14 protein-coding genes are annotated in these 13,414 nt (G+C 49.3%); 7 read left to right on the top strand and 7 right to left on the bottom strand.

Annotated features, from left to right (window positions below):
* Positions 1-11: 11 nt before the first annotated feature.
* A complete protein-coding gene (locus K4H28_RS15710; RefSeq protein WP_221006072.1) occupies positions 12-665 on the bottom strand; it encodes a DUF3299 domain-containing protein in 654 nt (217 codons plus the stop codon).
* Between the two features lie 199 nt (positions 666-864).
* On the opposite strand from K4H28_RS15710, the gene K4H28_RS15705 reads away from it, so the two are divergent.
* Together K4H28_RS15705 and K4H28_RS15700 are read left to right on the top strand one after the other, a co-directional pair.
* Positions 865-1,008, top strand: a complete 144-nt coding sequence (locus K4H28_RS15705; RefSeq protein WP_221006071.1) for a hypothetical protein — start codon at positions 865-867, stop codon at positions 1,006-1,008.
* A 285-nt stretch (positions 1,009-1,293) separates the two neighbouring features.
* Positions 1,294-1,443, top strand: a complete 150-nt coding sequence (locus K4H28_RS15700; RefSeq protein WP_221006070.1) for a hypothetical protein — start codon at positions 1,294-1,296, stop codon at positions 1,441-1,443.
* Positions 1,444-1,552: 109 nt separating this feature from the next.
* Here K4H28_RS15700 and K4H28_RS15695 read toward each other — a convergent pair whose 3' ends face one another.
* Positions 1,553-2,323 (bottom strand): DsbA family protein, encoded by a 771-nt coding sequence (locus K4H28_RS15695; protein ID WP_221006069.1) that lies wholly within the window; start codon positions 2,321-2,323, stop codon positions 1,553-1,555.
* A complete protein-coding gene (locus tag K4H28_RS15690) occupies positions 2,323-3,195 on the bottom strand; it encodes an MBL fold metallo-hydrolase (RefSeq protein ID WP_221006068.1) in 873 nt (290 codons plus the stop codon). The genes K4H28_RS15695 and K4H28_RS15690 overlap by 1 nt, the downstream gene beginning before the upstream one ends.
* A 380-nt stretch (positions 3,196-3,575) precedes the next feature.
* On the opposite strand from K4H28_RS15690, the gene K4H28_RS15685 reads away from it, so the two are divergent.
* Positions 3,576-4,466, top strand: a complete 891-nt coding sequence (locus K4H28_RS15685) for a LysR family transcriptional regulator (RefSeq protein WP_221006067.1) — start codon at positions 3,576-3,578, stop codon at positions 4,464-4,466.
* Positions 4,467-4,816: 350 nt separating this feature from the next.
* Here K4H28_RS15685 and K4H28_RS15680 read toward each other — a convergent pair whose 3' ends face one another.
* A complete protein-coding gene (locus K4H28_RS15680) occupies positions 4,817-5,731 on the bottom strand; it encodes a Na/Pi cotransporter family protein (RefSeq protein ID WP_221006066.1) in 915 nt (304 codons plus the stop codon).
* 319 nt (positions 5,732-6,050) lie between these two features.
* Between K4H28_RS15680 and K4H28_RS15675 the strand changes: the two genes are divergently transcribed.
* On the top strand, positions 6,051-6,458 hold the full coding sequence (locus K4H28_RS15675; RefSeq protein ID WP_221006065.1) for a hypothetical protein: 408 nt from the start codon (positions 6,051-6,053) through the stop codon (positions 6,456-6,458).
* 142 nt (positions 6,459-6,600) lie between these two features.
* Here K4H28_RS15675 and K4H28_RS15670 read toward each other — a convergent pair whose 3' ends face one another.
* Positions 6,601-6,957 carry a nucleotide pyrophosphohydrolase gene (locus K4H28_RS15670; protein WP_221006064.1) on the bottom strand — a complete coding sequence of 119 codons (357 nt, stop codon included), beginning with the start codon at positions 6,955-6,957 and terminating at the stop codon, positions 6,601-6,603.
* A 238-nt stretch (positions 6,958-7,195) separates the two neighbouring features.
* Here K4H28_RS15670 and K4H28_RS16870 point away from each other — a divergent pair, with 238 nt between their 5' ends.
* Positions 7,196-9,685, top strand: coding sequence for a methyl-accepting chemotaxis protein (locus K4H28_RS16870; protein WP_221006063.1), 2,490 nt, complete (start codon positions 7,196-7,198; stop codon positions 9,683-9,685).
* Between the two features lie 128 nt (positions 9,686-9,813).
* The gene (locus K4H28_RS15660) at positions 9,814-10,959 is read left to right on the top strand and encodes a response regulator (protein WP_221006062.1); all 1,146 of its coding nucleotides are present in this window, start codon (positions 9,814-9,816) and stop codon (positions 10,957-10,959) included.
* 86 nt (positions 10,960-11,045) lie between these two features.
* Here K4H28_RS15660 and K4H28_RS15655 read toward each other — a convergent pair whose 3' ends face one another.
* Complete coding sequence (locus K4H28_RS15655) at positions 11,046-11,426, bottom strand: VOC family protein (protein WP_221006061.1); 381 nt, start codon at positions 11,424-11,426, stop codon at positions 11,046-11,048.
* Positions 11,427-11,523: 97 nt separating this feature from the next.
* Between K4H28_RS15655 and K4H28_RS15650 the strand changes: the two genes are divergently transcribed.
* Complete coding sequence (locus K4H28_RS15650; protein ID WP_221006060.1) at positions 11,524-12,378, top strand: helix-turn-helix domain-containing protein; 855 nt, start codon at positions 11,524-11,526, stop codon at positions 12,376-12,378.
* Here K4H28_RS15650 and rlmF read toward each other — a convergent pair.
* Complete coding sequence (gene rlmF, locus K4H28_RS15645) at positions 12,334-13,326, bottom strand: 23S rRNA (adenine(1618)-N(6))-methyltransferase RlmF (RefSeq protein WP_221006059.1); 993 nt, start codon at positions 13,324-13,326, stop codon at positions 12,334-12,336. The genes K4H28_RS15650 and rlmF overlap by 45 nt on opposite strands.
* Between the last annotated feature and the right edge of the window lie 88 nt (positions 13,327-13,414).

Here is a 13,414-nt window from a genome sequence, read left to right as displayed (position 1 = left end):
TCATATACCCCTTATTGAGTTGCTTTATAAGCTCGAACTTCTGAAGCAAGCATTTGATAACCGACTTCAACATCGGCAGCCCCATCGGCCAAGGCCAAATTGGCCTTGGTGGACTTAAGCGTCACTTTACCCTGTACCGTAATCGGCGCAAATAAATCACCCTGCGGGAATCCCGCTGGATATTGCACCACGACCATTTGGTTTGGCGGCGGCGCAGGTACATGAATACAGGCACCAATGACGGGAACCAATAAAAACTCAGTCACCAGTTTGCCTTTTAAGTTCAGCGGCAATAAATAACCACTGAGCTCAATCACTTGTCCCTGCAGGCTTGGGATCATTTCACTGACACGTTTTTTCTCAAACGATTCAATCTCAACAATCAGCGGCTTCAAGTCTTTGATATCTTCTTTGAGCAAGGCCAGATCAGCTGCAGTTAAATTAGCTGGTTTAACTTTATTGCCCTCCAACTGCTGCTTTAATTCCAATTGCTGAATTGCCCGCATCAAACGACTTTTTTGCTCTTGGCTCATGCTCGTAATCGTTTTGCGTAGCGCAGGGTTATCCGGCTGTAATTGCTGCCATTTCAAGACTTTGACCTCTGTCGCCATGGCCAAACTAGTCAGCATGGCGGCCATGAATATAAATACTATGCGTGCAATCACAATCCACCCCTTTTTCATCGTGCGGCAATTCTAACGAGCTTGCGCCGTTCTGTTCAAAATTAATTGAATCTGTGCACGGAGCGCCACTGCAATCAGATTGCAATATGACAGGTTTAGGATTAAACAAGGAACAAAGCAGCTGCAGATCGGCACTCTCAAGAGCGCTTGATTTTGATTCATTCAGTTCAAAGGAAATATCATGAACCAGCCACAAAAATTGTTCGCCCCAGAATTTAAAGCCAATAAAAAGCAAATCGCCAAAAAACCGTTCGCCGAACGTTTTGCGGGCAAAGCGCCCTTTGCTTGGCTAAAGCTTGATGCAACAATTGCCATCGCAAAATGACAACCGGTTTACAGCAAATCGTAAACCCTGCCTGATTGCAGCGGTTTCTTGCTATCACATAGTGTCGGTATTTTTTTCGAGCAAGCAAATTATTGAGAATCCAGCTCAATGATGAACCGATTCGCGAGCTATTTACGCTTCGCAATAAATTTGCAACACATTGATCTAAATAAATCTTTTATCAATTTAATTAAATCATGAAATGCTAAATAAGTGTTTACCCTAATGCGCTAGACATTTCTAGACCTTACAATTGGTCTTCAACTTTCCAAAGGGATGAGACCAATGCCACAAGCTAACACCCCAGCTAAGAATTCAGTACCACAGCCAGCCAAAGCAAAACCGAATTCAAAGCAAAGTTTTGTTGAGCGCATGGCCAATGGCAAGCCTTTTGAGTGGCTGAAAGTAGAAGCAAGCCAAGTTCCGCAAAAGTAAGCACGCCGCAGATCACAAAAAACGCCAGCTTATAAAAAAGCTGGCGTTTTATTTGGGTGCCGCAACTAATATGGTAGATCGCTCGGCCTACCAAGCAAATACGCAAGACTTAAGCGCAAGTGCTCGGAGTACAAAACGGCATTTCAAGCGTCGAGTGGTGCTGTTTTCCTTCTTGTATCAGCTCGTGTAAAGCTGCCACAAATTGAGTTGGCTGACCCAAGAACGGTGAAATATCAATCGTCGTTAATTGCCCCGCGTGCTCCAGCAGCAGCGATGGGAAACCCCGTAGCCACTGTTCGCCCATTGCTCGGCGGGTCGCCGCAAAATGCGCATCCACTTTCGCCGCTTGCTCGGCCATCGCCGTTGCAAATTCCGCGCTTTCGAATCCCAACTCCGCCGCCAAACTCAACAACACAGTACCATCGGCAATGCGTTGCCCTTCAACATAATGCGCCTGTTGAATCCGCGCCAACATCGCCAATCCGCTACGCCCAACACCCTCATCGCAGCCTAAGGCTGCTGCCGCCAAAATAGCTAAAGTCGGTGGCGTTGAATCAAAAACGGCATTTTCATCGCGGAGCAAACCTTCAAAATAAGCCTCACCAAACGGCTGGCCAGTTAATGTGGCAATACGTTGATCGTGTGGCATAACGTAATTACGCAAGGCCCGTGTGACCGCTTGCCGATTATCGCCACTCATCATGCCACCAGCGTGCAGTTGCAGATTGATTTCTGGCATGTGCGCCGCCGCGTGAATCAGCGGTGCCGCCGCATAGCACCAGCCGCACAGCGGATCAAAATAATAATGCAGAACAGAGCTTGGCTTGGTTTCTAGCTGCTGTTGACCGCCCAAGAAAGACCTTATTTCAGGCAAGCCCATTACCATTTCATTTCGCCCTTATTCACTTTCGCACCGATCTCAAGCGCGATTCCCAAACCAGCGTCTGGATAGGCTTTTTTCATGCTGGCGATGAGCTCAGCACTGTCTTTAGCTGCTGCGGCATTTTTCTCAAACGTTTGCAGATATTGCTTGGTGTAGGCGATATTGCTCGCATCTAGTTTACTACCTGCTTGCATATGGCCCGGCACGACGACTTCCGGTTTCAATGCCGCCATTTCATCCAATTGGGCAATCCACAACATGCGTTCAGCCGCGTTTTGCGTATCGGCCGTCCAGACATGCAAGCCACCCAGTACACCGACATTGCCCGTGATGGTTTTAATCGATGGAATCCACACATACGGGCGATGTGCCAATGGGCCTGTGGTGCCGCGAATCTCGATTTTCTGACCATCCACCGTCAAGGTATCGCCCTTCAGTGCAGTTGGCAGAACAGGCGACTTCGGTGCATTCACGCCCATTTTTGGCCCCCAAAATGCCACTTTACCATCAAGCTTGCTGCTGATTTTCGCCAATACGGCAGGTGTCGCCACCACTTCTGCATCTGGGAACATTTCTTTTAACACTTCAACGCCAAAGTAATAATCAGGGTCGGCTTGACTGACAAAAATCGTTTTCAATTGCTTGCCAGAATCGAGTACATTCGCGCCAATTCGCAGCGCATCAGCGCGAGTAAAGCCCGCATCGATGACGATGGCTTCTTTTTCGCCGTAGATCAGCGTTGAATTGGCATGAAAACTATTGCCATCAGCGTTATAGACTTTCATCTGCAAAGGTTGTTTGGCTGTATCGGCTTGAACATTAGCAAAGGTAAGAGCAAGGGTAGCTGCGAGTAAAGTAGTGCGAAACATGGTGTCACTCCGTTTGGTGTTTGATTAAAGTGACGCCAGTGTAGTTGCATGAAACGTTCAGATAAATAGACTAAAATGCGCATAATTGTTGCAATATCCGAACAAATAATCGAAAAGATCCCAACCTAGTTAAAGGGTAATACTGTGCAGCGCTCTTTGGGCTGGGGGTTAAAAAACCCGTCTAAGCGCACCGAGTGAGGAGAGAGACAAACGGTTTCATCGTTTGGCCCACGAACGATCGAGGGCATCGGGGACCGATGCGCGCCCGGGTCGCCTTTCTTTGCTTCTTTCTTTGGCGACGCAAAGAAAGAAGCCCAAGTCGCGGATTGCGACAGCAAAACACCGTGCCGCAGGCACTTAAAACGTAATAGGTGAACACTATGGACCGACTAACTGCGATGAAGGTATTTAGCGAAGTGGCGCACAGCGGCAGCTTTAGCGCCAGCGCAGAGAAGCTCGATATGTCGCGCGCGATGGTGACGCGCTATATCGCGGAACTAGAGCAATGGCTGGGGGCTCGCCTACTGCAACGCACGACGCGCCGCGTGACACTGACCGACGCGGGCGAAAACTGCTTGCGGCGTTGCCAACAAATGTTGGCGTTGATGGAAAACGTCGAGGAAGAAACCGCCAGCCACGATGGCGAGCTGCGCGGCCAATTGCGCCTGACCAGCAGTATGTCGTTCGGCCATACTCATCTCGCCGCGGCGATTAGCGACTTTTTAGCACTACATACGCAGCTCAAGATTGATTTAAATGTCAGTGACAGCACGGTGAACTTGGTCGAGGCGCGAATTGATTTAGCGATTCGGATTAGTAGCGAACCCGACCCAATGTTGATTGCCCGCCCATTGGCGCGATGTGATTCGGTGCTTGTTGCATCTAAAGGGTATTTAATTACAAACGGCAGTCCTAAAGAGCCAGAGGAACTTACCCAGCATAAATGCCTCAGTTATGCCAATTTTGGCAAAAGCGTCTGGCGCTTCACGCGCAGTGATGAGCAAACCCAAGTTGGCGTTAGCAGCCGATTTAGTGCCAATGAAGCCACGGTACTGCTGCACGCGGCGCTTGCTGGCGGCGGCATCGCTTTACAACCGACCTATCTTGCGAATCCCTACATCGAAAAAGGAGATCTACAGATTGTGCTGCCTGAATGGCAAGTCCCTGCCATGACGATCTACGCGCTCTATCCATCGCGCCGCCACCTCTCCCCTTCTGTTCGTGCATTACTGGATTTCTTGGTGGCGCGATTTGCGGCACAGACTTGGTAAAGCATCAGGCGAAGTGACTTGATGAATATCGAACTGAAAAAGGGGCTTTCGCCCCTTTTGAAATCGCTTCACATCTTAGGCTCTGTTGACGTTTGTTTTACGCATCGCGCTGGAGCGATTTTCGAGGCGAAACAAGGCGTAGGAAGCGATTCATAGTCATTCTATGTGAGCTTTCTACAACGCAGTGTCGCCTCGAAAAGCGCCCAGCCCTCAAGGTTTGGCGGCTTTTGGCCTGACACTGCGTTACGAAGCACTTGTGTAGAATGACTACACTTCGCGCTCCGTGCCTTGTTTCAGGCCAAAATACGCACAAACGCGAGTGCAAAACAAACGTCAACAGAGCCTAATTCTTAATGTATTTTTCGTTCTGAAAACTTCAAAATCGGATCAAGCAACATTAAGAACATCAGTGAAATCGTTAAATTAAAAATCAAATGCGCGGCGGCGACGACTTGGCCGGTATCGCTAATATGTTGAGTGAGTTGATTCGACATCAGAGCGATAAATGGGAAAAAGATCAAAAGCCCAACGCCTTTGAACAAGAAATTGTAATACGCAGTTTTCTTCGCAATCGCGCTCATACCCATGCTGGCAATCAAGGCGGTCGATGTCGAGCCTACATTAGCGCCCAGCGCAATCGCAATCGCTGCTTGCGGCGGCAAGAAGCCTTGCTGAACAAATAAAATCGCCAAACCGGTGGTCACACTACTCGATTGCACAATCGCGGTAATCACAATCCCCGCTAACACGCCAACCAAGGGCGAATTGGCTTGCGCCATCAAATCCATCACCGCAGGTAATTCTCGTAGCGGCATCACTGCACGAGAAATTAAATCCAGCGCAGCAAAAATCATCCCGAAATAAAATAGCGAACGACCAAATTGACCGTAGCGTTTCGGCAATAAGGAAACTAACGCCCCTAGAGCAATAAAAATCGGACCAATTTCTGTCAATTTAAACGACACCAACCACGCTGTAGCCGTCGTACCCACATTGGCGCCGAGCAACACCCCCAAGCTCGCGCGAAACGAAATCACCGACGCATTCACCAAGGCCGTCGTCAACGAAGACACCGCGCTACTCGATTGCAAAATGGCTGTCGCAAATGCACCAACTGCAAATCCCGCCCAACGATTGGACGTGACCTTACCGAGCCAATCTTGCAACGTATCGCCACCAACGGCTTGTAATTCCCGACTAAAACCCTCGAGTGCGTACAAAAAAATCGCAATCGCGGCAATAATCGCTATCAGTGTTTCAAACATGCGTATCTCTCTTCCTATATTTTTTACGGCCATTCGCCGCTTGGCGCCGCAAACGCACTCTCAGTGCGAATCATTTGAGTAATCGCCGATTCTAGCGCGGAACGATGTGACTTGCATCGAACGATGCCAAATGGGTGAAAGTACTATTAATCGCTCTAAGCGGCTGACGAGTTGGGCGCATCGCCCATCGGCATAGCTGAATCTGGCATAATGCCTGTCATCGCATGACATCGCTCGCCGATAAAAAACATTAGTATTGCCTTGTAATCCATATTAAATATTGGCTACAGCCGTATACATCAATCACAGGAGCTCTTTTGTGTTCATCCCCTCCATCAACACCGATATTCCCGCTTACGGCGCTGATGATGTGACGGAACAAAGTTGGCAGTGGTTGCACGCTGTCGCACATTTGGTCGCACAAGAATTAGCCGAACAACCCAAAGGCACACTCGCACTGCTCGAAGAGCAAGACCGCGTGGTTTGGTTGGCCATCATTGGCGATGAAGGATTTTTGGCAACGGCGACGATTTTTGAGGGTGAGATTGGCATTCAACATGGCGCACTGCTGCGCGATTTGTATGGCTTTGCTGTTGAAGAACTCAATTTCCTGCGTGAAGGATTGACCGCGTGGTTGAGCAATCAAGCCACGCTAAAAATCACCGACCATCGCAGCCTACAACTCTGGCATGAGTTACCGCCACGCAATACCGACTTTTTGGACTAGGGTCTTGTATTACTCGACATAGAGCATCGCGCAGAAGTGGAGAAGACAATCGGCTTCTGATGCCGATTGCAGAGGCGTCAAAAAAAGGCCGCTTGCTCAACGCCGTGAATATGGCGTATTCACCTCTCACAAGCGGCTCGATTCATAAATCGATGGATCGAGTCGCTTTTCCTTTGGCCAGTTCAACTGGATATTTTTGCGCATTGAGCTTGATTTTGTCTTGCGCGGCGGCGATTAAATCAATCCCCGTCATCTCACAAAATCGCAATAAATACAGCAAAATATCAGCCACTTCATGCTCACTGGCGACGCGCTGCGCATCGGTCAGCACCAGCGAATCGTTTGAATCTACCCACTGAAAAATCTCGAGTAACTCAGCCGCTTCCACCGCCAGCGCCATGGTTAAATTCTTCGGACTATGAAATTGCCGCCAATCGCGCTCGTCAGCGAAGGCATTCACTTGCTCGATTAATCCTTGTAGTGAATCACCACTCGACATAGCAAAACCTCTTCAAACGCCCTTCGGCGCGCAATCAGAATATAAAAATTTCAACATTATTAAATACTTATGTAGTGCACCGCTTGGCGTGCCACGCAGAAAATGTTCCCGTATTTTCTTGACATTACAAACTCTTAATCAAGAATTACCAAGCATACCAATTAAGTAGTAATCAAATAACATATTGCGAGCCGCAACCACTCAGCAATTCACGATGACTTGGCAGCGAGGTAATCTTATGAAAGTCTCAATCAAGCAACGCATCATTTACACCGTTTTATTCTTATCACTACTGTTGGTGCTGATGGGCGGCATGGGATTGTACAACCTCAAACAGGTCAACCAGTCACTCAAAACCGTGTATGAAGACCGCGTGGTACCCCTCAAGCAACTCAAGCTGGTAGCCGACTCGTATGCAGTGAACATCATCGACGCAATGAATAAAGCCAATGCGGGAATGATTAGCGCAGAAGACACCGCAAAAAATATCAATCAAGCTCAAGCCGATATTGCCCGCGAATGGGGTGCGTATAAAGCCACTACGCTGACTGCCGAAGAAGCGAAACTCGCGGCTGAATCTGAATTACGGTTTGCCAAGGCCAATGAAGAGATTAACAAACTAGCGCAATTTCTTGTCGGCAAAACCGACATTGTTCAAGGTGAACTCATCCAGTTCATTGGACCACTTTACGAGGTCATTGATCCAGTTGGCGAGCAAATCACGGCACTGATGAATTTGCAGCTCGACGTAGCCAAAGCGGAATACACCCAAGCCCAAGCCAGCTATGAACAAGTCAAACTCATTGCCATCAGCTTGATTGTACTGGGGCTCGTGCTGGCACTCATTTCATGCGTATTACTGCTGCGCGCGATTTCTATCCCCCTTACCCGCGCCGTGGTGATTGCTGAAAATATTGCGGGTGGCAAGCTGGATAATGAAATTACGCTACGCGATTACGATGAAATGAGCTTATTACTCAATGCCATGCACGGCATGCAATGTACGGTGCTGCAGTTTATTCAAGCGCAGGTCGATATGGCCAAAAGCCATGCCGCAGGAACAACGAGCGCACGAATGAATGCCGAGTATTTTTCTGGCTCATTTCAAGAAATGGCCAATGAAACCAATCAATTGGTCACGTCGCATATCAATGTGACCGAACAAACGGTGCAAGTGATCGCCCAATACGCCAAAGGCAATTTTGAAGTCGATATGGTTCGCCTGAATGGCGATCAAGCACAAATCACCCAAGCAGTTGATCAAGTAAAACAATCCCTCGTCGCCATCAGCAACGACATCAAACTGATGGCCGAAGCTGGCGCGCAGGGCGACTTTAGCGTGCGCGTCGATGCATCGCTTTATCAGTTCAAATTCAAAGCGATGGTCGAAGATTTAAATCTATTGATCAATACCTGCGACGTGGGTTTCAACGATATCTTGCGTGTCGCCAATGCACTCTCTGTGGGCGATTTGAGCCAAACGATTCAAAAAGACTATCCAGGCCTGTTTGGTCGAGCTAAAGATGGCGTCAACCACACGGTATTTGCGCTCAGCAGCATCGTTGCCGAAATTGAAGGCATCGTCGCCGCCGCTGCGGAGCAAGGTAACTTTAGCCCACGGCTTGATTTGCGCGACAAACAAGGCTTTAGCGCCCGCCTCGCCACGCTACTCAATCGACTCTCAGAGGTCACTGAAACGGGTTTACGTGATGTGATGCGCGTTGCCAATGCGCTCGCCGATGGTGATTTGACGCAAACCATAGACAAAGAATACGCAGGGCTGTTTGGCGAAACCAAAGACGGCATCAATGCAACCGTCGATAAGCTGCAACAGTTGGTTGGTGAGATCCAAGTCGCAGGCAGCACCATTAATATCGCCTCGCAAGAAATCTCACAAGGCAATGGCGATCTATCACGCCGCACCGAAGCCCAAGCCGCCAATCTGGAAGAAACCGCAGCCAGTAGCGAAGAACTAGCCAGTACTGTGAAACAAAATGCCGAGAATGCCATTGAGGCCAGCCAACTGGCGCGCAATTCAGAACTCATCGCCAAGAAAGGCGCGAATTTAGTCCAAGAAGCCGTAAGTAGCATGGGGTCGATCAATGAAGCCTCGCGCAAAATTGTCGACATTATTAGCGTTATCGACGGTATCGCATTCCAGACTAATATCTTGGCGCTCAACGCCGCGGTTGAAGCGGCGCGCGCTGGCGAACAAGGCAGAGGCTTTGCAGTGGTGGCGTCTGAAGTGCGTAATTTGGCGCAACGCTCGGCGGTCGCCGCCAAAGAAATCAAAACGCTGATTGGCGACAGTGTGAGCGAGGTCGAGCGCGGTAGTCAGATCGTCAATACCGCGGGCAGTACGATGACTGAAATTGAGGTCAGCATTCAGCGGGTCACGCACATCATGGCGGAAATTGCCGAAGCATCCAAAGAGCAAAGCGCTGGTATTGCCCAAGTGAATCAGGCCGTTGCCAATATGGATGAAGTCACGCAGCAAAATGCCGCACTGGTCGAAGAAGCCGCCGCCGCCGCCGAATCATTGCAAGAACAAGCGGGTCAACTCGCAGAACTAGTCGGCGTATTCAAACTCAAAAATGGCGCGAGCAAAACAAAGACCATCGCAAAATCCCCAGCCAAAGCCATCCCCCAACCGATGCTCAAGCCCATCAGCAAACCCACCAGCCAAGCCACCGTCAAGAATGAAGACGAAGAATGGGCTGAATTTTAAGCACCGTTGATTTCAACACTCAAGAATAGGGCTTTGTGCAATATCACAAAGCCCTATTCTTTATGTAGATAGTAAATCTTTGATCTCCGACTACACTTCAAACATGCTGATTGGCAAAGGATAAAAACATGTTAGAAACGACCAGTAAACCGGTGATTTTAGTCGTTGATGACGATTCAATTATTCGTCTCTTGGTACGCCGAATACTTGAGGCCGAGTATCAAGTGGTCGAAGCCGTAGACGGAGAGGCTGGGTTACAGAAAGCACGAGAAATCAATCCCGTCGCAGTGATTGCCGATGTGCAAATGCCCAAAATGAACGGATTCGATTTATGCAAAGCCATTTGTGATGATTTTGAAATATCAGACATCCCCGTGATGCTGATGTCGGCCGAAGAAAATGCCGACGAACTACTCAAAGTATACGACGTCGGCGGCCAGGGTTTTATCACCAAACCCATCAACCATAAAGTCCTGCTCACCCGCACTGCGCACATGCTACAACTGAGTGCCGAACGCGCTCAGATGAAATCGCAAATTAACTATGCCACGACGACCGCTTTCACCGCGATGAGCAGCATGAGTGAAACCGGCTTGTTGATGGAAACACTGAAAAATTTCAACGGCAACAACACCGCACAAGGGCTCGCGCAATTATTGATTGCCGCGCTTCAACAATTTCAGCTCGACGGTGTCGTCCAGCTAAAAACCGACTCGGGCATCGTCGCGCTCAATCTGCAAGGTGTGGCAACCGGGGTAGAGCTGGCGGTGCTACAAAAAATGGCGACGATGGACCGAATTGTGCGTTTTCGTAATCGCCTGTCGGTCAACTATCCGAATGTGCAATTGGTCGTCAACAATATGCCCGTCGATGACGAAGAACGCTGCGGACGCCTGCGCGATCACCTCGCGATTTTGATTGAAGCGGCCGAATCGAGGCTGGAGGCCATCAAAATCAAAACCACGCTGATCGCGACACAAAATCAACTCGCCATCATGAATTCGATTCAATCCTTGACCAGCACCTTAAGCGAAATTGATCAACAACAACGGCAAGGCAATGTGGAACGAACCGCCTTATTTGGCGACGTGATGATGCAGATGGAAAGCACCCTCTCTGCTTTTGGCTTATCCGATCGGCAAGAAGAAAATTTATTAAGTGTGGTTCGCAGTGGCTGGGAAAAAATCGCCGCCACCTATACTGATGAGGCTGCGCTGCAAAACAAACTGAGTCAAGTCGTGCAAACCCTAAAAGCCTCGCTCGAAGAAATTTGAGCAAAAACCGTCTCACCAATATCGATGTATTTAAATGTAGCTATTAATAAGCAATAAGTACGTCGATATACCCACCATCAATGACATTAAAGATGAAAATGTAATTCAACCGTATTATTCGCTGGGTCTTGGATAAAAATCTGGCTAATTCCTTCATCAGCAAAATCCATGCGTCGATACTTCAGCCCGAGGGAATTCAAATTCTGCACGGTTTGCTCGATATTGCGACACGTAAAGGCGATATGATCCACCACGCGGGGCAAGCTCAGATCGATACTTGTATCGCCCTTTAATATCGATAAATGAATCACCGGTTGCTCACCCGCATACAGCCAATAGCCCAAAGTACCAAATGCAGGGCGAAAGCCCACTTGCAACTGGATGACCTCACAATAAAAAGCCCGCATCGCCTCCAGCAAATCGGTTGGCACGCGCAGATTGATGTGATTTAAACCTAAATTTTCCATCGCTGATTTCCTTTATTTTGATTACCGTATTTTGCGAAGTTCTGCGCAATAAATCCACATTAGGTACACTAAATCCACTTATCGTCTAAGGGTACTTATGCTATTTCGTGAATGGATTGGTAGCACGCATGCGCTGCCGTGGCGGCACAATCATTATCTGGGTGAAGTCATCCCTTTTCATCTTCACTACCACCCAGAATACGAAATCACCTTGACCGCAGGTGCCAGTGGTTTACGGTATTTGGGTGACGATGTCAGTGATTTTACCGATATTGACCTCACACTGATTACCCCCAATCTAGCGCATTCTTGGCAAGGAAAAACCGCGCCCAATCACGATCAAATCGAAATTCATGTGGTGTTTTTTCGTGAAGAATGGCTACATCAACTGGCCGAGCAAGGCCTGCCCGAACTACGCGAATTGGGGCAATGGCTGCGACGAATTCGGCATGGCGTCGTCTTTAGCCGTGAGCTGGCCACCCAACTCGCACCGCACTTTGCACAACTGCTACAACTCAAAGGACTAGAACGCGTACTGTGTTTGCTCGATGTGTTGCGGCAACTGCCCACAGATTCACACGCACGCTATTTGGAGCTCGCCCCCGCTAATGAGCCGGTCGGCGATCCGCGCCTCAAAGTGGCCTTAGATTTCTTGCATCAGCACTACCGTGAAAGCATCACGCTGACCAGCCTCGCCAAAGCCGCCAACATCAACGAAACCACGCTCAAACGGTTGATCTCGCGGCAAGTAGGTAAGAGCTTTAGCGATTTGCTGTCTGAGCTGCGCTTGGGACACGCCTGCAATCTGCTACTCACCACGCAGTACGCACTACCCCGCGTGGCACTCGACAGTGGCTTTCCCAGTCTCAGTAATTTTCACCGCCAATTTAGCGCGAAAAAAGGGATTTCAGCGGCCCGATTCAGAAAGAACCGAGGAAAACCGCTCGTGTGAGGTTGGCGGAATAAACGTCCACGCCAACACACGGCTTTGCTTTTGCCCTTGGCTCATATCAATCGTGCGCACATCCAGCGCGCCGGCTTTTTCCAGCGTTCGATATAGCAAAGGGAGACTGCTGGCTTTTGACACCAAGCTAGTAAACCACAGGCAGCGTTTGCCGATCTGACGGCTTTCGGAAATCATGCGCTGAATAAACGCCTCTTCGCCACCCTCGCACCACAGCTCGCCGCCTTGACCACCAAAATTGAGCAGCGGCGCTGCGGTTTTCGGCGCTTTACCTAAGTTTTTCCACTTGCGTTGCGAGCCAGCCGTCGCCTCAGCCAAGGAAGCATGAAACGGCGGATTGCATAAAGTTAGGTCAAAAAACTCACCGTCTTGCACAATCCCTAAAAACATCGCAGCCGGAATCTTTTGCAAACGCAGCTCGATATTCAATTGCGGATTCGCCTCAACGATCTGCTGGGCGTTTTTCAATGCCACCGCATCCACTTCTGAGCCGACCATTTCCCACTCGTATTCCGCCGCACCAATCAGTGGGTAAACGCAATTCGCGCCGCAACCAATATCCAGCACCCGCACCACTTCAGGAATCTTGCCGCGATAGCTCTGATCCAATAAATCCGCCAGATTGTGAATATAATCCGCACGCCCCGGAATCGGCGGGCACAAATAACCCGCGGGCACATCCCAGTTTTTCACGCCATAAAACTTCGCCAACAAAGCCCGATTCAGCGTTTTGACTGCCGCCGGATTGGCAAAATCAATCGACTCATCACCATACTGATTCACCGCCACAAAAGCGCGCAACTCAGGGCATGCTGCAATCAAAGCAGGAAAGTCATAACGGCCACGATGACGGTTACGCGGATGCAGCTCCGCCGGCGGTTTAGGCGCACTAGCAGAACGCGGTGAAGCGGGTTTAGAACGTGGTTTTTCGCGCATAGATTTGCCTCAAAGATTACCGCCACTCACACACAGCGAGCTGCAATGCAAAAAAGCCAGAAATCGACAGACTTCTGGCTTTCATTTG

The organism is Deefgea tanakiae, from assembly GCF_019665765.1.
In the GTDB taxonomy this organism is placed as follows: Bacteria; Pseudomonadota; Gammaproteobacteria; order Burkholderiales; family Chitinibacteraceae; genus Deefgea; species Deefgea tanakiae.
This window is presented reverse-complemented; position numbering and strand designations above follow the sequence as displayed.

Coding starts and splice junctions, on each gene's coding strand:
- K4H28_RS15695 (WP_221006069.1), bottom strand. CDS start 2,323: ATGGGCTTGCCTGAAATAAGGTCTTTCTTGGGCGGTCAACAGCAGCTA.
- rlmF (WP_221006059.1), bottom strand. CDS start 13,326: ATGCGCGAAAAACCACGTTCTAAACCCGCTTCACCGCGTTCTGCTAGT.
- K4H28_RS15670 (WP_221006064.1), bottom strand. CDS start 6,957: ATGTCGAGTGGTGATTCACTACAAGGATTAATCGAGCAAGTGAATGCC.
- K4H28_RS15700 (WP_221006070.1), top strand. CDS start 1,294: ATGCCACAAGCTAACACCCCAGCTAAGAATTCAGTACCACAGCCAGCC.
- K4H28_RS15660 (WP_221006062.1), top strand. CDS start 9,814: ATGTTAGAAACGACCAGTAAACCGGTGATTTTAGTCGTTGATGACGAT.
- K4H28_RS15655 (WP_221006061.1), bottom strand. CDS start 11,426: ATGGAAAATTTAGGTTTAAATCACATCAATCTGCGCGTGCCAACCGAT.
- K4H28_RS15680 (WP_221006066.1), bottom strand. CDS start 5,731: ATGTTTGAAACACTGATAGCGATTATTGCCGCGATTGCGATTTTTTTG.
- K4H28_RS15685 (WP_221006067.1), top strand. CDS start 3,576: ATGGACCGACTAACTGCGATGAAGGTATTTAGCGAAGTGGCGCACAGC.
- K4H28_RS16870 (WP_221006063.1), top strand. CDS start 7,196: ATGAAAGTCTCAATCAAGCAACGCATCATTTACACCGTTTTATTCTTA.
- K4H28_RS15690 (WP_221006068.1), bottom strand. CDS start 3,195: ATGTTTCGCACTACTTTACTCGCAGCTACCCTTGCTCTTACCTTTGCT.
- K4H28_RS15650 (WP_221006060.1), top strand. CDS start 11,524: ATGCTATTTCGTGAATGGATTGGTAGCACGCATGCGCTGCCGTGGCGG.
- K4H28_RS15705 (WP_221006071.1), top strand. CDS start 865: ATGAACCAGCCACAAAAATTGTTCGCCCCAGAATTTAAAGCCAATAAA.